Source organism: Streptomyces sp. NEAU-174 (assembly GCF_052665095.1).
The window spans coordinates 45957-68630 of the sequence record NZ_JBQTCE010000018.1 but is presented as its reverse complement, the minus strand read 5'-3'; the positions used below and the strand labels follow the sequence as shown (position 1 = coordinate 68630).

18 protein-coding genes are annotated in these 22674 nt (G+C 74.0%); 13 read left to right on the top strand and 5 right to left on the bottom strand.

Going from position 1 to position 22674, the window contains the following annotated elements; all coding sequences use genetic code 11:
• Positions 1–82 precede the first annotated feature (82 nt).
• Complete coding sequence (locus ACT2CW_RS39475; RefSeq protein ID WP_432047388.1) at positions 83–1186, bottom strand: aminoglycoside phosphotransferase family protein; 1104 nt, start codon at positions 1184–1186, stop codon at positions 83–85.
• 247 nt (positions 1187–1433) lie between these two features.
• Between ACT2CW_RS39475 and ACT2CW_RS39470 the strand changes: the two genes are divergently transcribed.
• Positions 1434–2942 (top strand): DNA-binding protein NsdB, encoded by a 1509-nt coding sequence (locus ACT2CW_RS39470; RefSeq protein WP_445520078.1) that lies wholly within the window; start codon positions 1434–1436, stop codon positions 2940–2942.
• Between the two features lie 162 nt (positions 2943–3104).
• Here the strand turns inward: ACT2CW_RS39470 and ACT2CW_RS39465 are convergent, their stop codons facing one another.
• Positions 3105–4664: a PP2C family protein-serine/threonine phosphatase gene (locus ACT2CW_RS39465; RefSeq protein ID WP_445520077.1), complete on the bottom strand. Its 1560-nt coding sequence runs from the start codon at positions 4662–4664 to the stop codon at positions 3105–3107.
• A 313-nt stretch (positions 4665–4977) separates the two neighbouring features.
• Between ACT2CW_RS39465 and ACT2CW_RS39460 the strand changes: the two genes are divergently transcribed.
• The 7 genes from ACT2CW_RS39460 (at position 4978) to ACT2CW_RS39430 (ending at position 15676) form a co-directional block, all read left to right on the top strand.
• A complete protein-coding gene (locus tag ACT2CW_RS39460) occupies positions 4978–6402 on the top strand; it encodes a HEAT repeat domain-containing protein (protein WP_445520076.1) in 1425 nt (474 codons plus the stop codon).
• Positions 6403–6772: 370 nt separating this feature from the next.
• Complete coding sequence (locus ACT2CW_RS39455; protein ID WP_182467938.1) at positions 6773–7939, top strand: glycosyltransferase family 4 protein; 1167 nt, start codon at positions 6773–6775, stop codon at positions 7937–7939.
• Positions 7940–7971: 32 nt separating this feature from the next.
• Positions 7972–9201 carry a glycosyltransferase gene (locus tag ACT2CW_RS39450; protein ID WP_445520075.1) on the top strand — a complete coding sequence of 410 codons (1230 nt, stop codon included), beginning with the start codon at positions 7972–7974 and terminating at the stop codon, positions 9199–9201.
• 329 nt (positions 9202–9530) lie between these two features.
• Positions 9531–10481, top strand: coding sequence for an SGNH/GDSL hydrolase family protein (locus ACT2CW_RS39445; protein WP_445520136.1), 951 nt, complete (start codon positions 9531–9533; stop codon positions 10479–10481).
• Entirely contained in the window at positions 10478–14122 is a 3645-nt protein-coding gene (locus tag ACT2CW_RS39440) for a hydantoinase B/oxoprolinase family protein (RefSeq protein WP_445520074.1), read from the top strand. The genes ACT2CW_RS39445 and ACT2CW_RS39440 overlap by 4 nt, the downstream gene beginning before the upstream one ends.
• Positions 14119–15141, top strand: coding sequence for an ankyrin repeat domain-containing protein (locus ACT2CW_RS39435; protein WP_445520073.1), 1023 nt, complete (start codon positions 14119–14121; stop codon positions 15139–15141). The genes ACT2CW_RS39440 and ACT2CW_RS39435 overlap by 4 nt, the downstream gene beginning before the upstream one ends.
• 268 nt (positions 15142–15409) lie before the next feature.
• On the top strand, positions 15410–15676 hold the full coding sequence (locus tag ACT2CW_RS39430; RefSeq protein ID WP_164436945.1) for a WhiB family transcriptional regulator: 267 nt from the start codon (positions 15410–15412) through the stop codon (positions 15674–15676).
• On the opposite strand, the gene ACT2CW_RS39425 is transcribed toward ACT2CW_RS39430, so the two are convergent.
• Genes ACT2CW_RS39425 through ACT2CW_RS39415 form a run of 3 tightly spaced genes read right to left on the bottom strand, consistent with a single transcriptional unit; the run spans position 15673 to position 18007 of the window.
• Complete coding sequence (locus tag ACT2CW_RS39425) at positions 15673–16584, bottom strand: 5-oxoprolinase subunit C family protein (protein ID WP_445520072.1); 912 nt, start codon at positions 16582–16584, stop codon at positions 15673–15675. The genes ACT2CW_RS39430 and ACT2CW_RS39425 overlap by 4 nt on opposite strands.
• A complete protein-coding gene (gene pxpB / locus ACT2CW_RS39420) occupies positions 16581–17231 on the bottom strand; it encodes a 5-oxoprolinase subunit PxpB (protein ID WP_182467933.1) in 651 nt (216 codons plus the stop codon). Before pxpB ends, ACT2CW_RS39425 begins: the two co-directional genes overlap by 4 nt.
• A complete protein-coding gene (locus tag ACT2CW_RS39415) occupies positions 17228–18007 on the bottom strand; it encodes a LamB/YcsF family protein (RefSeq protein WP_445520071.1) in 780 nt (259 codons plus the stop codon). Before ACT2CW_RS39415 ends, pxpB begins: the two co-directional genes overlap by 4 nt.
• Positions 18008–18167: 160 nt before the next feature.
• On the opposite strand from ACT2CW_RS39415, the gene ACT2CW_RS39410 reads away from it, so the two are divergent.
• The 5 genes from ACT2CW_RS39410 (at position 18168) to ACT2CW_RS39390 (ending at position 22609) form a co-directional block, all read left to right on the top strand.
• Positions 18168–19019, top strand: coding sequence for an FCD domain-containing protein (locus ACT2CW_RS39410; RefSeq protein WP_445520070.1), 852 nt, complete (start codon positions 18168–18170; stop codon positions 19017–19019).
• Between the two features lie 140 nt (positions 19020–19159).
• Positions 19160–19882, top strand: a complete 723-nt coding sequence (locus tag ACT2CW_RS39405) for a DUF969 domain-containing protein (RefSeq protein ID WP_086883691.1) — start codon at positions 19160–19162, stop codon at positions 19880–19882.
• Complete coding sequence (locus tag ACT2CW_RS39400) at positions 19879–20847, top strand: DUF979 domain-containing protein (protein ID WP_182467931.1); 969 nt, start codon at positions 19879–19881, stop codon at positions 20845–20847. The genes ACT2CW_RS39405 and ACT2CW_RS39400 overlap by 4 nt, the downstream gene beginning before the upstream one ends.
• A 14-nt stretch (positions 20848–20861) precedes the next feature.
• Positions 20862–21506 carry a pyroglutamyl-peptidase I gene (gene pcp / locus ACT2CW_RS39395; RefSeq protein ID WP_086883689.1) on the top strand — a complete coding sequence of 215 codons (645 nt, stop codon included), beginning with the start codon at positions 20862–20864 and terminating at the stop codon, positions 21504–21506.
• Positions 21503–22609 carry a DUF2891 domain-containing protein gene (locus ACT2CW_RS39390; RefSeq protein WP_445520069.1) on the top strand — a complete coding sequence of 369 codons (1107 nt, stop codon included), beginning with the start codon at positions 21503–21505 and terminating at the stop codon, positions 22607–22609. Before pcp ends, ACT2CW_RS39390 begins: the two co-directional genes overlap by 4 nt.
• Positions 22610–22674 lie beyond the last annotated feature (65 nt).

Below are 22674 nucleotides of genomic sequence, written 5' to 3'. Positions count from 1 at the left end.
GGGTGGGGGAGGGGCAACAGGCGGGGGGAAAGAAAAGGGAAAAGACGGGTAACACGCCAGGCGGTCGCCACCCCGCCTCCGCTCAGCGGGTGCCGACCGCCGCCCGCACCGCGCGCCGGGCCAGCGCGCAGTCGTCGTGCAGCCGGCGCAGTAGCAGCCGCTGCTCCTCACCGGCCGGCACCGCGCCCGGCACCAGGGGAGCGGGGTCGTGCATGGTGCGCTGCACCGCGGTCTCGTACTGCCGGATCTCCCGCGTCAACACCAGCATCAGATTTACCAGGAAGGAGTCCCGCGCGGCCGGGCCGGCGGCCTGCGCCAACTGGCTGATCTGGCGCCGGGTGACGGGGGCGTCGCCCAGCACCGTCCACAGCGTGGCCAGGTCATAGCCGGGCAGATACCAGCCCGCGTGATCCCAGTCGAGGAGCACCGGACCCGCGGGGGACAGCAGGACGTTGTTCAACAGGGCGTCGCCATGGCAGAACTGCACCGGGGTCTGCCGCCCGCAGGCGTGCGAGACGCCGCGCAGCAGCTTCTGTAGATCGCCCATGTCCCGGTCGGTCAGCAGCCCGAGCTCGTGATAGCGGGTCAGCCGGGCGGCGTAGTCGATGGGGGCGTCGAACAGATCGGCGGGCGGCCGCCACTGGTTGACCCGGCGGATCGCACCCAGCACCGCGCCCAGATCGGCACGCGGCGGGGGCTCGGTGGGGTGGCGCTGCGCGGCCGCGATCCGCCCGGGCATCCGCTCGATGACGAGCGCGCAGTTGTCCGGGTCGGCGGCGATCAGCCGGGGCACCCGCACCGGCGGGCGCTGGCGGACGAACGCCCGGTACATCGCTATTTCCCGGCGGAACCGCTCGGCCCACGCGGGGGAGTGGTCCAGCAGGCACTTGGCCACCGCGGTGCTGCGCCCGGTCGCCCCGATCAGGAGTACGGACCGTCCGCTGCGCCGCAGCACCTGCACCGGGTTGAACTCCGGACAGATGCGGTGGACCGAGGTGATCGCGGTGCGCAGCTGCGCACCCTGTGGACCGGACAAGTCGAGTCTCCCGCGGGGCGGCACGGGGCCGAGGGCGGCGGTCCGCCGGGCCCGGCCGCCGGGGGCGGGATCGAGGTACGGCCCATTGCCGGGCAGCTGCCGCCGGTACGGCCGGGGCGGGACGGACACGGAGGACGATGCTGCGTACATGGGCGAGACAGATCCCTTCGTGTGCCGACGAATTGCGTACGCACCCGGCCCCGGGGCGGGGCCGCACCCTGGGGAATGCGGTTCGGTCGAACTCGAGCCGCCACCGGGCCGGGTAACGCGCTCCTACATCACACCCCTGTGCGGGTGGCACACCATCTGGCGGACCCTGGCGAACCCTGGCGAATAGTCGCACAGCTCGTGACGGGGCCGTTACTGTCAAGTCAGCCGAGGAACCTGGGGGCTTGACGTGACGAGGGAACCCAACACCCGTCTTGCGGACCTGTTCGGCCTCGCCGGCTGGTCCAAGGGCGAGCTCGCGAGGCTCGTGAACCGGAAGGCGGCGGCCATGGGCCATCCGCAGCTGGCGACCGACACCTCGCGGGTGCGGCGTTGGATCGACACCGGCGAGACGCCGCGCGATCCCGTGCCCAAGGTGCTGGCTGCCCTGTTCACCGAGCGCCTCGGTCGAGTCGTGACCATCGAGGATCTCGGGCTCGGACGAGGGGGGCGCGCGGGAAAGGGGCAGTCCGGTGACGGGCTGCTCTGGCCGCCCGAGTCCACGGCCGCGGTCCTCACCGAATTCACGGGAATGGACCTTATGTTCAACCGACGCGGCTTGGTGGGTGCGGGTGCCGCGCTCGCCGCGGGATCCGCCATCACCGGTGCCATGAGCGACTTTCTGCTCTCCGACCCCACCCTCGCCACCGACGCGCCCCGTACCGACAATCCCCTGTCCGTCGAGCCCGTGGGCTTCGACCGCTACGAGGCCGCCCCCGTGGGCTCCCAGGAGATCGACGCCCTGGAGACCTCGGTCGAGGTCTTCCGCGCCTGGGACGCGGCCCGCGGCGGCGGGCTCCAGCGCAAGGCCGTGGTGGGCCAGCTCAACGAGGTGGGCGGCATGCTCGCCTACCGCCACCCCGAACACCTCCAGCGCAGACTGTGGGGGGTGGCGGCCAATCTGGCCGTCCTCGCCGGCTGGATGTCCCATGACGTCGGCCTGGAGCCGACCGCCCAGAAGTACTTCGTCATCGCCGCCCACGCGGCCCGCGAGGGCGGCGACCGGCCCCGGGCGGGCGAGGCGCTCTCCCGGGCCGCCCGGCAGATGGTGCACCTCGGCCGCCCGGACGACGCCCTGGAGCTGATGAGGCTCGCCAAGTCCGGTGCGGGCGAGGCGGCGCTGCCGCTCACCCGGTCCATGTTCTGCACCATCGAGGCGTGGGCGCTGGCGTCCAAGGGCCAGGGCCAGGCGGTGCGGCGCGCCCTGGGCGAGGCGGAGGAGCTGTTCGTCTCGGACCGGGACGACGGGCCGGCGCCGAGCTGGATGCAGCTGTTCAACGAGGCCGATCTGCACGGTATGCAGGGGCTGGTCTACCGCACCCTGGCCGAGCACGAGCCGGGGGCGGCGGGGATCGCCCAGAGCCATGCCAAGAAGGCGCTGCGGATGCGGGAGGGCGGTCGCCAGCGGTCCCAGATCTTCGACCACATCTCCATCGCCTCGGCCTGTTTCCTCGGCGACGATCCGGAGCAGGCCGACCGCTATGCCCGGATGGCGCTGCTGACGATCGAGCAGAACTCCTCGCACCGCACCTGGGACCGGCTGCGCGAGATGTACCGGCTCACCGGGCGGTACGGCACCTCACCGGCCATCCGGGAGCTGCGCGAGGAGATCCAGCAGGTGATGCCGAAGGGAGGCGCGGGGAAGGGCGGCACGGGGCTGAAAGGGCCCGGCTCCATCGCCAGGAGCGCGGCCGTCTAGCGGCCGGGCCACGCCGTACGAAGGGCAGGACGAAGGGCAACACGAAGGGCAGCACGCGGGGTCAGCGTCTTACGCGGGGTCAACGCCGTATGAGAGGCCGTATGAGGGGCCGACGCCTGACGAGGGGCCGTTCACCGCGCCACGCCGACGCGGGGCGCCGCGTCACGCGCGGGCGCCGGTGACCCTGGCGATCAGCACACAGGCGTCGTTCTCGCGCGGCTCGTCGCCGAACGCCTCGGCCACCGTCCGTACGCACTCCTGTGCGCCATGGGCGGCGGTCAGCCGTGGCGCGAGCGTGAGCAGCCGCTCGGTGGCGCCCTCGGCGTCCCTGGCGAGCCGTCCGGTGTGCAGCACCAGCAGATCGCCCGGCTCCACCCGCTCCTCGGCCTGGGTGTACGCGGCGCCCGCCGTGGCGCCGAGCAGCACACCGTCGGGAGCGCGCAGCGGGCGCCCCGTCCCGTCGCGGAACAGCAGCGGGGCGGGGTGTCCGGCCTGCGCCCACGCCAGGGTGCGGGTGCGCGGGTCGTACCGCGCGCAGACGGCGCCGACCAGCGCGGGCTGGGAGGAGACGGCGAGCAGCTGGTTGAGCCGCCCCATCAGCGCGCCGGGCTCGATCCCGGCCACCGCCATGCCGCGCACGGCGCCGAGCAGCATGGCCATGCCGCAGGTGGCGGTCACCCCGTGGCCGGTGAGTCCGCCGACGCTCAGCAGGGTGTGGCCATCGGGGAGTTCGAGCGCGTCGTACCAGTCGCCGCCGATCTGGGCGCTGGACTCGGAGGGGAGGTAGTGGGCGGCGAGGTCGAGGACGGCGCTGTCCGGCGCCGGACCCGCGCCCGGGAAGCCGTCACGGGCCGGGAGCCGGAGGGAGCCGCGCCACGGCGGCAGCACGGCCTCCCGCACCTCCACCGCCAGCCGGCGCTCGGTCCGGGCGATCCGCCGCTGGTGGCACAGGGTCTCCCGGCTCTCGCGCACCGCCCGCTCGCTGCGGCGCAGTTCGCTCACATCCCGGAGCACGGCCCACATGGAGGCGGTGCTGCCGTCGCTGTCCAGCACCGGCTCGCCCGCCATATGGACGGTGCGCACCACCTCGTCCTCGCGAACGACGCGGAACTCGCCGTCGATCGGCTTTCCGTCCACCAGGCAGTCCGTGACCATCGCGGTCAGGATCGGCTGGTCCTCGGAGAAGACCCAGGAGGGCAGCTCGTCGAGGGTGAGCCCGCCGTCCCCGGGGTCGCGGCCGAAGATCCGGCAGAGCTCGTCGGACCAGGTCACCTCGTCGGTGAGGAGGTTCCACTCGGCGCTGCCGACCCGGCTCACCAGCGAACCGCGGCCGGTGGGGGCGTGACCGGCGGCCTCGCTCCCGGCCGGGGCCCCGGCCGTCGCGTCGGCCGTCGTGTCGGCCTCAGGATCGGTGGAACCGACGGTCCCGGACGGCTCGACCGTCCCCGGGGCCTCGACCGTCTCGGCGGCATCGGCGGGCAGCCCCTCGCGCAGCTCGTCCAGATGCCGGCCCAGATCGTCCAGCTGGTGGACGGCCAGCTCGCACAGCGCACGCTGCCAGCGCACCTGCGCGTCATCCGTACCGCCCAGGTCCGCGACGGTGTCCCGGCGGACGGCGTCGAGCCCGCCGCGGAGCCGCTGGGTCTGCGAGATGAGGGCGTCCACCGTGTCACGCTGGGGAGGCGATGCGGCGGGATGGTCCGCGGAGCGGGGGGACGGCATGACGTTCTCCGATACGGGCGCGGCGCGGCCGGGTCTTGAGGGAGGGACCGGTAACGACTCTTGCACAGGCTGCGACATCCCGTAAGCGGTTTGGCAATACCCGATCCGGTGGTGCTTGCGGCATATGCCGATGGCCTTCCGGGGGCAGGTCGGGCGGGAATCGGCGGAGCGCGCGATTCCGGGTAGGCTGCGGCGCTCGGGAGTCCCTCAGTCCCGCACCGTTCATCAGGCATACGGCGGCAGGACATCGGCAAGAATGCCGATCGACGGAAATCCCGTTGCCAGCGACCCTCCCGCACCGGATGCTGACCTCATGTTCGATCCAGACATAGCGCCCAGCGGCACCCTGCTCGGCCTCCTCCAGCGAGGCCGCGGCGACGGGACCCTGCACGCCCTCGCCGCGCCGCGGGCCGAGGCGCTCGCGGCACTGCACCACTGCGTGCTGCGCGACCCCCGCCGTGACTGGCAGGTCGAGAACCGCTCGCTCTATTACGCCAGGCTCTGTCTGGACCTCGACGCCGGGCTCGACGAGATCGAACAGCATCTGTTCCACCCCGACGACCTCGTCGATGACGACGAGGAGCGCACCGGGCTCGCCCTCTCCGTCCTCGGCCACCTCGCCGCCTACGGCAGGTCCGACGCGCTGCGGCTGCTGCGCCGCTACGCCGCGGCCGGCAGCAACTGGGAATGGGCCCTCGACGAGCTGGCCCTGCGCGACGACGACACCGGGCTGCGCGGCCTCGCCCCCGCGATCCTCGCCCGCTTCCCCCGGACCCCCGAGGGCGACGCGGAACTGGCCGCCGTGGTGCGCGGCGCCTACGAACCCCGGCCCTGGCGGCTGTGGGCCGACGATCCGGACCACGGGCCGCGGGTGCGCGCGGCGGCCGAGCGCGGCGCCTTCGACCGATGGCAGCGCCAGCTGCGGCCCTCGGGGCCGCGCCCCGGCTGGAGCGTCCACGACGTCCTGCTGTGGGCCCAGCGGGAGCACGATCTGAAGCCGGACGCCCGCCGCCCCGACGCGGCCGCCCGCTGTCTCGCCGCCGTCGCCGGTCCCGAGGACCGGCCCGAGCTCCTCGCCGCCGCCGCGTCGGCCCCCGACGCCGCCCGCGCCGCGGCGCTGCGGCACCTCGCGGAGATCGGTGACCCCGAGGTGCTCGACCTGATCGAGGCCGCCGTGACCGAGCCGGACGCCTCACAGCTGGTCTCCCAGGCCGCCCTCTCCGCCTTCGAACGCATGCGCAGTATCGCCGCCCTCGACCGGGCCCGGATCTGGGCCCACCGCCCCGACGCCCTCGGGGACGCGGCGGCCGCGATGCTCTCCTGCCGTGGCGGTCAGTACGACAGCCCGCTCGTGCTCGCCGCCCTCCGCCGCACGGTCCGGGCCGAGGGCCCGGACGCCCAGACCCTGTGGACGCTCGTCGACGGCGCCGGACGCCTGACGATCTCCTGCGCCGCGCCCGTGCTGCGCCATATCTACCGGGAGACGGCCTCCTCCCACCTCCGCGGCCGCGCCGCCCGCGCGCTGGCCGCCACCGATCCGTCCTTCGCGGCGGGCTTCGCGGTCGAATGCCTCTGGGACTGCGAGGAGAGCACCCGCGAGGTCGCCGCCCGCCACGCCGCTACCGCCGACGCCCGCGTCGTCGAACAGCTCCGTCGGCTGGCCGCCGACCCTGCGGAGGAGGCCGACGTCCAGACGGCGGTCCGCAGCCGCATCGGGCCCGAGACCCCGGGCTTCTGACCCCCGGCCGCGGGCTTCCGACCCCCGGCCGCCCCCGACGTACGGCCCCCCGGGGCCAGGCACTCCAGAACGCATCACCGAGGTGTCGAACGCAGGCAACCTCCGGGGCGCCGGACGCGTCTTTCCGGGCAGCGGTGAGAGTCTCGTCACCCTCCGTATCTCCGCTCCGCCCCGAGCAGGGCGTTCGCAGCGAAACATTCACGCCGGGTGACCGGCCGTCGATTCCAGCGGGTTCATACGGGTTTGCGGCGATCCCTCCAGGGGCCCTGAAGGGCCCCCTCGGGGTGCGAGGGCCAACGCTCATGGGACGTTCTACGGCGCGAAACGTTCACGATGCCGGGGCCACCCTTCGTACGCCGACAACACCGGTATGCGTGTCGCCATCGTGACTGAATCCTTCCCACCCGACATCAACGGCGTCGCTCACTGCACGCTTCAGACCGCGGACCATCTCCACCGCCGTGGTCATCACCCCGTGGTCATCGCACCGGCGGGTCCCCCCGGAGGTCCACCGCCCGCCGCGGCCGGCGGTCCGCCCGAGAGCCAAGGGGAGATGGACCGGTCGCATCCGTACCCCGTCGTCCGTATCCCGTCGCTGCCCCTGCCCGGCTATCCGCAGGTGCGGGTCGCGCTGCCCAGCCGGAAGCTCGCGGCCGCGATCACCTCCCACGGCAGCGATGTCGTCCACCTCGCCAGCCCCTTCGTGCTGGGCGCGCGGGGGATGACGGCCGCGCTCCGGCTGCGGATACCCGCGCTGGCCGTCTACCAGACCGACCTGGGCTCCTACGCCCGCACCTACCTCGGCGCGGGCGAGAACGCGGCCTGGCGGCGCATCCGCGCCGTGCACACCGCCGCCGACCGCACCCTCGCCCCCTCCACCGCCGCCGCTCGCGACCTGGACGAGCACGGCGTGCCGAGGATCCGGCTGTGGCCGCGCGGGGTCGACACCGAGCGCTTCCAGCCCTCGCGCCGTGACCCGGAGCTGCGCCGCTCGCTCGCCCCCGGCGGTGAGCTGATCGTCGGATACATCGGCCGCCTCGCCCCGGAGAAGAACGTCGAGCTGCTCGCGCCGCTGAGCGAGCTCCCCGGCATCCAGGTGGTCGTGGTCGGGGACGGGCCGAGCGAGCCCGCGCTGCGGGCGGCCATGCCGAGGGCCCGCTTCCTCGGCCGCCGCACCGGCAACGACCTGGCCCGGGTCTTCGCCTCGCTGGACGTCTTCGCCCACACCGGGCCCCAGGAGACCTTCTGCCAGACCGTGCAGGAGGCCCAGGCCAGCGGCGTCCCGGTGATCGCGCCCGCGGCGGGCGGCCCGCTGGACCTGATCGACCACGGGCGCACCGGGCTGCTGGTGCCGCCCGGGGACGCGACCGAGGTGACCGACGCCGTGTCGCTGCTCGCGGCCGACGCGAAGCTGCGCGCGGCGCTGGGCCACGCCGGCCGGGAGGCGGTCGAGGGCCGCACCTGGGAGGCGATCGGCGACCAGCTCATCGACCACTACACCGAGGTCCTGGCGGCCCGCACGGCGGTCGCCGCATGAGCGCTGTGGGAGCTGTGGGAGGAGAGCAGAACATGAGCGACGGCAAGGGGCTGCGCATCGTCCGGCTGGCCAACTTCGTCACCCCCGCCTCGGGCGGCCTGCGCACCGCGCTGCGCGAGCTCGGGGCCGGATACCAGGCGGCCGGGCACGAGGCGGTCCTGGTGGTGCCGGGCGAGCGGGTCTCGGACGAGCACACCCGGCAGGGGCGGGTGATCACGCTGCCCGGGCCGACCATCCCCGGCACCGGCGGCTACCGTGTCCTGGCCGACCGGCGGCGGCTGACCCGGCTGCTCGACGGTCTCGGACCGGACCGGCTCGAGGTGTCGGACCGCACCTCCCTCCGCTGGACGGGGGAGTGGGCGCGGCGCGCCCGCGTACCGGCCGTGATGGTCTCCCACGAGAGCGCGGACGCCGTGCTGCGCGCCTGGGGTGTGCCGGACGCGTTCGCCGAGGGAGCCGCCGACCGGCTCAACCTCCGTACCGCGCGGGCGTACTCGCGGATCGTCTGCACCACCGAATGGGCGGCGCGCGAGTTCGTACGGATCGGAGCCCGGAACGTCGTACGCGCCCCGCTGGGCGTGGATCTCGGCCACTTCCACCCCTCCCACCACGACGCCGCGCTGCGGGACCACCACCGCGGTGAGGCGGCCGTGCTCATCGCCATGTGCTCGCGGCTGTCGCCCGAGAAGCGGCCGGGCCGGGCGCTCGACGCGCTCGCCGAGCTGCGGCGGCGCGGCGTCTCCGCGGCGCTCGTGGTCGCCGGGGACGGGCCGCTCCGGCCGCGGCTGGAGGCCCGCGCCCGCGCCGAGGGGCTTCCGGCCGTCTTCCTCGGCCATCTGGCGGAGCGGTCGGGACTCGCCGCCATCCAGGCGAGCGCCGACGTGGTGCTGGCGCCCGGCCCGGCGGAGACCTTCGGCCTCGCCGCGCTGGAGGCGCTGGCCTGCGGCTCGCCCGTCGTCGTCAGCGCGCTCTCCGCGCTGCCGGACATCGTCGGCGCGGCCGGCGAGACCGCGGCCGACAACGGAACGGCCTTCGCGGACGCCGTCGAGCGCGTCCTCGGCCGTTCGGAGCCCCTGCGCCGGGCGGCGGCCCGGGCCCGGGCCGAGCGCTACGGCTGGCCCGCGGCGGTCGCGTCCTTCCTGGCCGCCCATGACGCGTCCACCGAGGGCGTCCGGTGCGCCGACGGCGGTCGGCTCCCGGCCGCCGCGCTCCCGGCCGCTCCGGGGGTCTCCGCGCCCCGGGCCATCGGCGGTGTGCGGTGAGCGCAGCCGGCGCTCACACGGCAGCCGGCGCTCACACGGGGGACCGACGCGCTGGTACGGAACCGTCTCGTAAGGAGGCCGTCGTCGCGGACGTCGCCCTTACGGAGGCCGCCATCGTGGACGCCGTCCTTACGGAGGCCGTCCCTACGGAGACGGGGTGTGCGGGGCAGGACGTGACCACTGCCCCGCACCGGGCGGGCACTGCTCAGCACTGGGAGGGCACTGCCCCGCACCGGGCGGGCCGGACGCCGGGCGCCACGCCGGGCGACGAGGAGGCCACGGGCGCGTGCGCGGGCGAGTGCCCGGGCGAGGGCGCGGAGCCGCGCAGGCTGCGGTTCGCCGCCCTCGGCGACTCGCTCACCGAGGGGCTCGGCGACCCGGCGCCCGGCGGCGGTTGGCGCGGCTGGGCCGCGCTGCTCGCGGCGGCGGCCGGGCCGCACCCCGACGAGCCCGTGGAGTTCGTCAATCTGTCCCGCAGCGGGGCGCTGGCCGCCGATGTCGCCGACGAACAGCTGCCCGCCGCCCGCCGTGCCCGCCCGCATCTGGTGTCGGTCGTGGTCGGCGGGAACGACACGCTGCGCGACTCGTTCGACATCCACCGGGTCGCCGAGGCCCTGGACCGCACGATCGGCGCGCTGCGCGCCGACGGCGCCGTGGTGCTCACCGCCTGTCTGCCCGACCCCGGGCGGATGCTGGGGCTGCCGTCCGCGCTGGCGCGCCCCCTGGGGCGCCGGATGCGCGCGGTGAACACCGTGGTGCACGCGCTGTCCCAGCGTCACGAGGCGGTCCATGTGGAGCTGAGCGACCACACCTGGGTCGCCGACCGGCGGGCGTGGAGCGTGGACCGGCTGCATCCGAGCGAGCTCGGGCACCGGCTGCTGGCCAGGGAGTTCCACGGCGCGCTGCGCGCCCGGTCCATCGCGACCGGCGCCCCGCCGTCCCTGGAGCTCGACGGCGTCGCGCCCTCGCGCGCCGCCTCCGCGTGGTGGATGGCGACCCGCGGCACCCGCTGGATCGCCGACCGCTGCACCGACCTGCTGCCCGGTCTGGTCTCGCTGGCGGCCCTGGAATGGCGCCACCGCCTCAGGGGCACCGGACACCTGCTCGAGGACCGGGACCGGCGGGCGACGCTCGCCGCGCTCACCGCGGTGACCCGGGGCCCGGCCCCCGCCCACCTTCCGCACCCGTCCACCACCGACCCACTGCCCCAGCCGCCCCAGCCGCCCGCCGATCCGCTCATCGTCGGCACACCGCCGTCCGCTGCGACAATGGCGGGGTGACGGGTCGCTGGGAATTCTGGATCGACCGGGGCGGAACCTTCACGGACGTCGTCGGCAAGCGTCCGGACGGCCGCCTGGTCACCGCCAAGCTGCTGTCCCACCACCCCGAGCGCTATACGGACGCCGCCGTCGCCGGGATCCGGCAGACGCTGGGGCTCGGCCCCGGCGATCCGGTCCCGGCCGACCGGATCGACGTCGTCAAGATGGGCACCACGGTCGCCACCAACGCCCTCCTGGAGCGCAAGGGCGAGCCGACCGTCCTCGTCGTCACCGAGGGGTTCCGGGACGCGCTGCGCATCGCGTACCAGAACCGCCCCCGCCTCTTCGACCGCCGGATCCTGCTCCCCGAGGCGCTGTACGACCGGGTGGTGGAGATCCCCGAGCGGGTGGACGCCCATGGCGAGGTCGTCCGCCCCCTGGACCTCGACGCCGCCGCCGAGGCGCTGCGCACCGCCCGCCGCGACGGCTTCCGCAGTGCCGCCGTCGTCCTGCTGCACGGCTATCGGCACACCGCGCACGAACAGGCGGTCGCCGCGGTGGCGCGCGACCTCGGCTTCACCCAGGTGAGCTGCTCCCACGAGGTCAGCCCGCTGATGAAGCTGGTGTCCCGCGGCGACACCACCGTGGTCGACGCCTATCTCTCGCCCATCCTGCGCCGCTATGTGGAGGACGTGGCCGCCGAACTGCGCGGTATCCGGCTGATGTTCATGCAGTCCAACGGAGGGCTGCGGGAGGCCGCGCACTTCCGGGGCAAGGACGCGGTGCTGTCCGGGCCCGCGGGTGGTGTGGTGGGCATGGCGCGCTCCTCCGGCGAGGCCGGACACGACCGCGTCATCGGCTTCGACATGGGCGGCACCTCGACCGATGTCTCGCACTACGCGGGCGAGTTCGAGCGGATCTTCGGCACCGAGGTCGCCGGGGTGCGGATGCGCGCCCCGATGATGAACATCCACACCGTGGCGGCGGGCGGCGGTTCGGTGCTCCACTTCGACGGCCGGCGCTACCGCGTGGGGCCGGACTCGGCCGGTGCCGTCCCCGGCCCCGCCTGCTACCGGCGCGGCGGCCCGCTGACGGTGACCGACGCCAATGTGATGCTCGGCCGGATCCAGCCGGACCACTTCCCCGCGGTCTTCGGCCCGCACGCCGACCAGCCGCTGGACGCGACGACGGTCCGGGAGCGCTTCGCCGCGCTCGCCGAGGAGATCGCGGAGGCGACCGGCGACCGGCGCGGACCGGAGGAGGTCGCGGCGGGCTTCCTGGACATAGCGGTGCTCAACATGGCCAACGCGGTCAAGAAGATCTCCGTGCAGCGCGGCCGTGATGTCACCCGTTACGCGCTCACCAGCTTCGGTGGCGCGGGCGGCCAGCACGCCTGCGCGGTCGCCGACGCGCTCGGCATCGGCACGGTGATCGTGCCGCCGCTCGCGGGGGTGCTCTCCGCGTACGGCATCGGGGTGGCCGACGCCACCGCCATGCGCGAGCAGGCCGTCGAGGCGGAACTGGGCGAGGAGACGCTGCCGCGGGTGCGCGAGCTGTGCGCGCGGCTGGCCGATCAGACCCGCGGCGAACTGCTCGCGGACGGGGTCCCGGAGGACACCCTGGACACCGTCGCCCGGGTCCATCTGCGGTACGCGGGCACCGACTCCAGCATCCCCGTACCCCTAGGCTCCGCCCCCGCGATGACCGAGGACTTCGTCCGGGCGCACCGCACCCGCTACGCCTTCACCATGGACAAGCCCCTGGTCGTCGAGGCGGTGTCGGTCGAGGCGGTCGGCGCGTCCGGGCCGGCCGGCGGCCATGCCGTGGAACGCCCGCCCAGGGAGGGCGAACTGGCGCCCGTGACGACCGTAAGGATGTTCTCGGAAGGGCACTGGCAGCGGACGGAGCTCTACGAACGCGACCACATGCGCCCGTCGGAGCGGGTCACCGGGCCCGCGATCGTCGCCGAGGAGGACGCCACCACCGTGGTCGACCCCGGCTGGCAGGCCACCATGGGCGAGCGCGGCCATCTCCTGCTCACCCGGGTCCGGCCGCGCCCGAGCACCACCGCGGTCGGCACCGAGGTGGACCCCGTGATGCTGGAGGTCTTCAACAGCCTCTTCATGGCCATCGCCGAGCAGATGGGTGTCCGCCTGGAGCACACCGCCCACTCCGTCAACATCAAGGAGCGGCTCGACTTCTCCTGCGCACTCTTCGACGCCGAGGGCAACCTCATCGCCAACGCCCCGCACATCCCGGTGCACCTGGGCTCCATGGGCGAGTCCATCAAGGAGGTGCTGCGGCGCAACAAGGGCGCGATGCGGCCCGGCGATGTGTACGCGATCAACGATCCGTACCACGGGGGCACCCATCTGCCGGATGTCACCGTGGTCAGCCCGGTCTTCGACGAGGCGGGGGACGAACTGCTCTTCCTCGTCGCCTCGCGCGGCCACCACGCCGAGATCGGCGGCATCACCCCCGGCTCCATGCCCGCCTTCAGCCGCACCATCGAGGAGGAGGGCGTCCTCTTCGACAACTGGCTGCTGGTACGGGACGGGGCGCTGCGCGAGCGGGAGACCCGCGAGCTGCTGACCGCCGGGCCGTATCCGTCCCGTGCTCCGGACGCCAACCTCGCCGATCTGCGCGCCCAGATCGCCGCCAACGAGAAGGGCGTCCAGGAACTGCGCCGGATGATCGGGCAGTTCGGCCTCGACGTCGTGCACGCCTATATGGGCCACGTCCAGGACAACGCCGAGGAGTCGGTGCGCCGTATCGTCGCCGGGCTGCGCGACGGCTCGTACCGCTACGAGACCGACGGCGGGGCGGTCATCCGCGTCAGCCTTACGGTGGACCGCGACGCGCGCGGCGCCGTCCTGGACTTCACCGGCACCTCGCCCCAGCGGCCGGGCAACGACAACGCGCCCAGCTCGGTGGTGATGGCGGCCGTGCTCTATGTCTTCCGCACCCTGGTGGCCGAGGACATCCCGCTCAACAGCGGCTGCCTGAAGCCCCTGGAGGTCCGCGTTCCCGAGGGCTCCATGCTGGCGCCCGTCTTCCCGGCCGCCACGGTCGCCGGGAACGTCGAGACCTCCCAGGCCGTCACGGGCGCCCTGTACGCGGCCCTGGGCGTCCAGGCCGAGGGCTCCGGCACGATGAACAACGTCACCTTCGGCAATGACCGCGTCCAGTACTACGAGACGGTCGCCAGCGGCTCCGGCGCCGGGGACGGCTTCGACGGCGCCGACGCCGTACAGACCCATATGACCAACTCCCGGCTGACCGACCCCGAGGTGCTGGAGTGGCGCTATCCGGTGCGGGTGGAGAGCTTCGCGATCCGCCGGGGCAGCGGGGGCCGCGGCCGCTGGCGCGGCGGCCACGGCGTCACCCGCCGCATCCGCTTCCTGGAGCCGATGGCGGTCGCCCTCCTCACCGGCCACCGCCGGGTGGCCCCGTACGGGATGGCGGGCGGCGGACCGGGCGCGCTGGGCGCGAACCTGATCGAGCGCGCCGACGGTTCGGTGGACCGCCTGGACGGCCGTGACGCGGCGGACGTCGGGGCGGGGGACGTCCTGGTCGTCCACACCCCGGGCGGCGGCGGTTACGGCCCGCCGGAGGAGGCCGGGGACGGATTGTCGGTGGCGGATGCCAGATTGGACGCATGACCGACTGGCAGGACATCCACGACTGGACGGATCTGCGGGCCGTGCGCGCCGCGCTCGCCGCGGGAGCCGACCCCGACCGCGTCCTTGGTGGCCATATGGCGCCGCTGCACTCCGCGGCCTGCTCGGGAAGCGCCGAGGTGCTGGCCGAACTGCTCACGGTGGCACGGGGGGTGGACCAGCCGGACGCGGCGGGCCGCACCCCGCTGTGGCACGCGGTGCGCAACTGGGACCGGGAGAAGGCGTCGGCGCTCATCGCGGCCGGGGCCGACCCCTGGCGGCCCCGGGAGGCCGACGGGCGGAGCCCGGGCGAGCTGGCGTGGTGGACGCCGCTGGCCGACCTGGTGGCCGGGGTGCCCGGCGCCCGGGAGCCGTCCCCCGGGGAGCGGGCCGCGCAGCGGGCGGCCGATGAGCTGATCGCCGCCTTCGACGCCGAGGAGGGGGAGTACCAGGACTGGGGCTGTGTGGCGTTCGTGGCCGGGCGGAGCGTGCCGGAGGTCGTGGCCGCGCTGGGCGGGGACATAGTCGCCACCATCGGCGAGGACGGGGGCGAGGACGAGGACGGGGGCGAGGGCGAGGACGGGGAGGCGGACGGCGCGGCCGACTACGCGGATGTCCTGCTGGAGGAGGAGGGGCGGGTGCTGGTCGGCGCGGCGCCCGGCGGTGTGGTGCTCCAGCAGTTCGACGGGATCGCCATCCATGGCGAGGAGGTGCTGGCGCCGCTCTCCCAGGGCACCGTGGCCGTCTCGGTCTTCGACCACCCCGACGCGTTCATCCACCCCTCCATAGCCCGCGACGGGGCGATGTGCCCCTGCCAGGAGGTCATGCTCGACCCGGAGCGGGGCGATCCGGAGGAGGCGTGGCGCTATCGCTTCGGGGATGGCGGGCATCCGTCCGGCTGGACGGCGCGGGCGCTGGCGATGGCCGCCGCGGTCACGGGGGTCGCGGTCGACGGCGGCCCGCGCTGGATCGGCCGGCCGGGCAGCAGCGTCATCCTGCTGCCCGAGCAACTTCGGGACTGACACCCGCGCGCTGCGGGACTGACGCCCGAACGGCTTCGGGACTGACGCCCCTGGGAGGGCCCCGGACCGCCCCGGGGCTCAACCAGGCAGCCCGATATGAGGCATGGCGTGTTCGGATCCGTTTGCCCCCGCCACGATCGGAAACCCGACCCCTGTCAAAGCCCGCCCGGACGCGCCCGCATGACCCACGGACGCCCGCCCCGCGCACCTCCGCGCGTGAGCCCGACGGCGGGTGCTTTCAGCGACGTTGTTCAGGGAAGGGGCAGCCATGGCCTGGTGGCATGACGCCGAATGCACGCACGAGGATCCGGAGCTGTTCTTCCCCGTGGGGGTGGCCGGCCCGGCCGCCCGGCGGCAGGAGATGCTGGCCAAGGAGGTCTGCCGGCGCTGTCCGGTGATCCAGGAATGCCTGGACTACGCACTGGAGAGCGGAATGACCCACGGGGTCTGGGGCGGCACCGGCGAGGAGGAGCGCCGCGCGCTGCGCCGCAAGGCACAGCGCAGGCAGCGCGTCGGCACACGGCGCGCTCCTTAGGCGCCGTCCGGGACGGTCCGTCCGGCAGGCGGCCCCCAGGAGGCCCGGCCCAGCGGGGCGAACCGCACCGGAGTGCCGGGGACGGCCTGCGCCGCGGCGGCCAGATACCGCTCCGGCACGACGCCCACGACCGGGTAGCCGCCGGTCGTCGGATGGTCGGCGAGAAAGAGCACCGGCCGTCCGTCCGGCGGGACTTGGAGCGCGCCGAGCGCCATGCCCTCACTTGCCAGCTCACCGTCCCGCGCCCGCTCCAGCGAGGGGCCCTCGGTCCGCAGGCCGATCCGGTTGCTCGCGGCCGAGACACGGAAGTCGCCGGTGGAGAGGGTGCGCAGCCCCGCGGGGGTGAACCAGTCGTCGCGCGGACCGAGCACCACGGGGAGCACCAGCTCCGGTGCGACGCCCCGATGCGGCACCCCGTCCACGGCGGGCACCGTCCCGCCCGGCCGCCCGAGCCGTAGCACCGCACCGTCCGCGAGCGGCGCCGGGCCCAGTCCGGAGAGCACATCCGTGGCCCGGCTGCCCAGCACCGGCTCGGCCTCGACCCCACCGTCGAACGCCAGATAGCTGCGCACCCCATGAGCGGCGGCCCCGGCCTCCAGGAGCGCGCCAGACGGCACCCGTACGGCCGCGCCCCACGCGACCGGGCGGCCGTCGACCGTGACCGGGCAGGGCGCGCCGGTGACCGCGACCGTCGCCGGGCGGCGCAGCCGCACCGCACAGCCGGTGAGCGTGGTCTCCAGGGTCGCGGCCCCCTCGGCGTTGCCCACCAGGCGGTTGGCGAGCCGGTGGGCGGGCTGGTCGAGCGCCCCCGAGCGGGGCACCCCGAGATGGGCATGGCCGATCCGACCCAGGTCCTGGACGGTGGTCAGGGCTCCCGGCCGTACGACGACGAAGGCGCTGTCGGTCATGGCGCCGCCCCTTCAGGGGCCGCGTCATCCGCTACCGGGATGAAGCGGACGCGGGTGCCGGGGGTGAACAGCGCCGCCGGTTCCCGCTCGGTGTCCCACAGCACGGCGTCCGTGGTGCCGATGAGCTGCCAGCCGCCGGGGGAGGAGCGGGGATAGACGCCCGTGTACCCGCCCGCGAGGGCCACCGAGCCGACCGGCACCCGGGTCCTGGGCGTCGCATGGCGCGGTACGTGGAACCGCTCGGGCAGCCCCGTCAGATAGCCGAAGCCGGGCGCGAAGCCACAGAAGGCCACCCGGAACTCGGCGCCGGAGTGGATCCGTACGGCCTCCTCGGGCGTCACCCCCCACCGCTGCGCGACCTCGTCCAGATCGGGCCCGTCGTAGCGCACGGGCACCTCGACGATCTCGCTGTCGCCCCGGTCGAGGGGCGGTATCCGCCATCCTGGCAGCTCGGCGGCGAGCCGCCCGGGGTCGGCGAGCCCGTCGAGGAACACGGTCCTGGCGGCGGGCACGATCTCGCGCACGGCGGGCAGCCGCCGCTCGGCGGCGCGGCGCAGCAGCTCGGCGTGGAGCGCCTCGGCCGCCTCGCCGCTGTCGAGCTCGATGAGCAGCCCGTGCTCACCGACGGGCAGGGTCCGCACCGTCATATGAACGCCGCCACGCGCACTCCCGCGGCGGCCAGCTCGGACCGCACCCGGCGGGCGAGGTCGGCGGCGCCGGGGGTGTCGCCGTGGACGCACAGCGAGCGCACGTCCACCTCGATGCGCCGTCCCTCGATCGAGGTCACCGCGCGGTCGCGGGCGAAGCCGAGGGCGCGCTTGACCACCGTGTCCGGGTCGTGGACCACGGCGCCGGGCTCGGTGCGCGGCACGAGCGTCCCGGCGCCGGTGTAGGCGCGGTCGGCGAACGCCTCGGCGATCACCGGCAGCCCGGCCGCGCGGGCCGCCTCGTGCAGCCGGGACCCGGGCAGCCCCAGCACCGGCAGCGGACCGCCGGCGGCCAGCCTGACGCCCTCGACCACGGCGGCGGCCTGCGCCTCGTCGTGCACGCTGCGGTTGTAGAGCGCGCCATGGGGCTTGACGTAGTGCACCCGCGTCCCGGCGGCACGCGCGAAGATCTCCAACGCGCCGATCTGATAGGCGATCTCGTCGGCCAGCTCCCGGGCCGGGACATCCATGCTGCGCCGGCCGAAACCGGCCAGGTCCCGGTAGGAGACCTGGGCCCCGACGCGCACTCCGCGCTCGGCGGCCAGCTCGCACACCCGGCGCATGGTCGAGGGATCCCCGGCATGGAAGCCGCAGGCGACATTGGCGCTGGTGACGATGGACAGCAGGGCCTCGTCGTCGGTGAGCTGCCAGCGGCCGAACCCCTCGCCGAGGTCGGCGTTGAGATCGATGGACAGGTTCGCCAAGGATGCGGTCATATCCGTCCGTTCGGGCGTGGGGGATACGTGCGGGGTTGTGGATGGCACCACAAGGTAAGCGATCGTTGAACGATCCGACAAGATGGTTGTTGTCCGGTGACGGTTTCTGGGCTTGACTTCTCGCTATACGGGACGAACGAGACACCGAACAGGGGCTGATGTGGCGAACGGGGCAAAGGGTGTAAATCGCCGTTCCGGCGAGCCGTCGGACGAGTCGCCGGACGAGTCGCCGGACGAGTCGCCGGAGATGCCGGAGTCGCCGGGGACGGCAGGGGGCGTGGAGCCGGCGGCGCCGGTGGAGTCGGCCGGGTACGCCCCGGCCCCCGGTCTCGCCGCCGGACTCGAGGCCGACCGGGCGCTGCTGGGGCGCACCAGCACGGCGGAGCGCGTCGCGGACATCCTGCGCGACCGCATCGCCGAGGGGTTCTTCCCGCCCGGCACCCGGCTGTCCGAGGACAGCGTGGGCGGCGCGCTCGGCGTCTCGCGCAACACCCTCCGGGAGGCGTTCCGCCTGCTGACCCACGAGCGGCTGCTGGTGCACGAGCTGAACCGCGGCGTCTTCGTCCGTGTCGTCACGGTCGACGACCTCAACGACATCTACCGCGTGCGCCGGCTCGTCGAATGCGCGGCGGTGCGCGGCCTGGGCGAGCCGCCGTACGAGGTGCGGGCGGTCGAGGCGGCGGTCCTGGCGGGCGAGCGGGCCGCCCGGGACCGGGCCTGGCAGGACCTGTCCACCGCCAATATCCGCTTCCATCAGGCGATTGTCTCCCTCGCCGGAAGTCCGCGCGCCGACGAACTGATGCGCGCGGTGCTGGCCGAACTCCGGCTGGTCTTCCACGTCATGGCCGACCCCCGCCGCTTCCACGCCCCCTATCTGGTGCGCAACCGCCAGATCCTGGAGGTGCTCCAGGGCGGCGACGCGGTGGAGGCGGAGCGGCTGCTCGCCTCCTATCTGGACGATTCCCAGGGGCAGTTGGCCGACGCCTACGGGCGGAAGATGTCCCGCCGATAGAGGTTTCCCAGCGGTAAACGATCCGGCAGGGCCGGAACAAGTTCGTTTCAGGCTCTTGTCGGATCGTTGAACGAACGCCTAGCCTCCGGTGCACCCTCCTCACGCCCCCGTGAGGTCCTTGTGCGCGGAAGGCGGGACGCATGATCGTTCTCCTTGGCGTCCTCGTGGTGATCCTCGGATTCGCCACACGACGCAACCCGTTGCTGGTGGTGGGGGTCGCCGGCATCGCCACCGGACTGCTGGCCAAGCTCTCGCCCCAGGAGATCCTGGCGGCCTTCGGCAACGGCTTCGCCTCCAGCCGCTCGGTGACGATCTTCGTCATCACCCTGCCGGTGATCGGCCTCCTGGAGCGCCACGGCCTCCAGGAACAGGCCCGTACCCTCATCGGTCGGCTCGGCAAGCTCACCACCGGCCGGTTCCTCGCCCTCTACCTGTTGCTGCGCCAGCTCACCGCCGCCCTCGGCCTCACCAGCATCGGCGGCCCGGCCCAGAGCGTGCGGCCCATGGTCGCGCCGATGGCCGAGGGCGCCGCGGAGCGCCGCCACGGCCCGCTCCCCGAGCGGGTCCGCGAGCGCGTCCGCTCGTACTCCGCCAGCGCCGACACCGTCGGGCTGTTCTTCGGCGAGGACTGCTTCCTGGCCATCGGCTCGATCCTGCTGATCACCGGGTTCGTCAACACCACGTACCACACCCATCTGGAGCCGCTTCAGCTGGCGCTGTGGGCCATCCCCACCGCCGTCTGCGCGTTCCTCATCCACGGCTTCCGGCTGCTGCGCCTGGACCGCTCACTGGACCACGACTTCGCCGCCTCCGGCGGCCGATCCGCTGCCGAGGGCAGCCGCACCGCGGAGGAAGCCAAGTGATCAAGGCGGAGTGGTTCTACTGGCTCGTCGGCGCCGTCTTCCTCGCCATGGCCGCCCAGATGGTCGTCGACCGCACCAACCCCAAGCGCCTCGGCTCGGCCGCCTTCTGGGGCCTGCTCGGCGGCTGCTTCTTCTACAGCAGCTGGGTGGTGGAGAAGAAGGCCCCGGCCGAACCGCTGGGCGTCGCCGTCCTCGTCATGGTCTGCCTGGGCGGCTTCCCGCTCACCGGGCGCGGTGTGCCGCGCACCACCACGCCCGAGCAGCGCGCGGCCTCGGCCGCCCGGCTCGGCAGCAAGCTGTTCGTCCCGGCGCTCACCATCCCGCTGGTCGCCGTCGTCTGCGCCTCGGCCGTCAAGCACTGGCACATCGGGGGTGAACCGGTCCTGGAGGCCGGCAGCGAGACCATCCTCGGCCTCGGCTTCGGCGCGATCGTCGGACTGCTGGTCGGGATGGCCGTGGTGCGCGAGCGGCGGCCCGCAGTGCCCCTGCACGCCGGGCGGAGCCTGCTGGAGTCCATGGGCTGGGCGCTGCTGCTGCCCCAGCTGCTCGCCGTGCTCGGCTCCATCTTCCAGGAGGCCGGGGTCGGCACCCAGGTCGGCAAGATCACCGAACAGGTGCTGCCGGAGGGCCAGAAGTACGTGGCCGTGGCCGTCTACTGCGTGGGAATGGCCCTGTTCACCGTCATCATGGGCAACGCCTTCGCCGCCTTCCCGGTGATGACCGCCGCCATCGGCTGGCCCGTGCTCATCCAGCAGATGCACGGGGACGCGCCCGTCGTCCTCGCCGTCGGCATGCTGGCCGGTTTCTGCGGCACGCTCGTGACGCCCATGGCCGCCAACTTCAACCTGGTGCCCGCCGCCCTGCTGGAACTCAAGGACCAGTACGGGCCCATCAAGGCGCAGATCCCCACCGCCGGGGCGCTGTTGGTCTGCAACATCGCCATCATCTCGCTGTTCGCCTTCTGAAGGGGGCCGCTGCTGTGACCCGCGTGCTTCTCACCGGCTTCGAACCCTTCGCGGGCTCGGCCGTCAACCCGTCGTGGCAGGCCGTCTCCCTCGTGGCCGCCGATCCGCCGCCCGGCACCGAGGTCACGGCCGTACAACTCGCCTGCGTCTTCGGCACCGCCCTCGACGAGCTGGCCGCCGCCGTGGCGGAGGCCGACCCCGACCTGGTGCTGTGCGTGGGCCAGGCGGGCGGCCGTCCCGGTGTCACCGTCGAGCGGGTCGCGATCAACGTGGACGACGCCCGGATACCCGACAACGCCGGACGCCGGCCCATCGACGAACCGGTGGTCGAGGGCGGCCCCGCCGCCTACTTCGCGTCCCTGCCCGTCAAGGCGTGTGTCGCGGCCGTCCGCGAGGCCGGGATTCCGGCCGCCGTCTCACAGACCGCCGGAACGTTTGTGTGCAACCACGTCTTCTACGGTCTGGCCCATCTCATCGCCACCGAGCGGCCCGCCCTGCGCGGCGGCTTCGTCCACCTCCCGTACGCGCCCGAGCAGGTCGTGGACGGCGCCGAACCCGCACTGCCGGCCGCCATGGCGGCCGACGCGCTGCGGGCGATCATCGGTGCGGCCGTGAGCACCCGGACCGACCTGCGCGTCGCCGAGGGGGCGACGCATTGAACGCGCCTTATGCATTCGACGAGCCGGACGAGCCGGAAGATACGGATGAACGGGGCGAGCCGGGCGATCCGAACGGGGTCGGGAGCGAACTCGGCCGGTACGCGGCCCGGTTCGCCGCCCTCGCCACCGCCAACGTCACCCGGGCCTACCCCAACGCCCCCGCGCATCTGCTGCGCGGCCCCGAGGACCTGGTCGAGCCGCGCCGGCACCACCCCGCCTTCTACGGCTCCTACGACTGGCACTCCGCGGTCCATATGCACTGGCTGCTGGTCCGGCTGCTGCGCCGCTGCCCCGACCGCGTCCGCGCCGACGAGGTCACCGCCGTACTGGACGGGCACCTTACGGCCGACGCCCTCGCCGCGGAGGCGGACTATCTGCGCGCCCACCCCTCCTTCGAGCGCCCTTACGGATGGGCCTGGCTGCTCGCGCTGACCGCCGAGTGCCGGAGCCTGCCGGGGCCCGCGGGCGAGCGCTGGGCGAAGGCCCTGGAACCGGCCGCCGACGCCGTCCGCGCACTGCTGGGCGGATGGCTGGAACGCGCCACCTACCCGGTGCGGCACGGCGTCCACACCAACAGCGCCTTCGCCCTCGGCCTGGTCCTGGACAGCGCGGTCGCCGCGGGCGCGAAGGGGATCGTCGAACCGGTCACCGAGGCCGTCCTCGACTGGTTCGCCGACGACCACGACGCCCCCGTCCACTGGGAGCCGTCCGGGCAGGACTTCCTCTCGCCCACGCTCACCGAGGCCGAGGCGGTCTGCCGGGTGCTGCCGGAGGAGGAGTTCGCGCGCTGGCTGGAACGCTTCCTCCCCGGCGTCGAATGGGGCGCGCCCGTGACCGTGCTCACCCCGCCCATCGTCTCCGACCCCGCCGATCCGCACATCGGTCATCTGCTCGGCCTCATCCTCAGCCGGGCCGCCGCGCTCCGCCGCGTGGCAGCCGCCCTGCCGTACGGCGATCCGCGGGCGGACGTGCTGCGGACGGCGGCCCGCGACCATCTGGCCGCCGGGCTCCCGGCCACCGTCTCCGGGGACTTCACCGGCGACCACTGGCTCGCCACCTTCGCGGCGCTCGCCCTGGACGGACCACCGGCCGGTGAGCCGTAGACTGACGGATCGGTGAGGTGCGGGGGACGCGCCGGTGTATGCGCGTGCACGCGCCGGGGACCTGG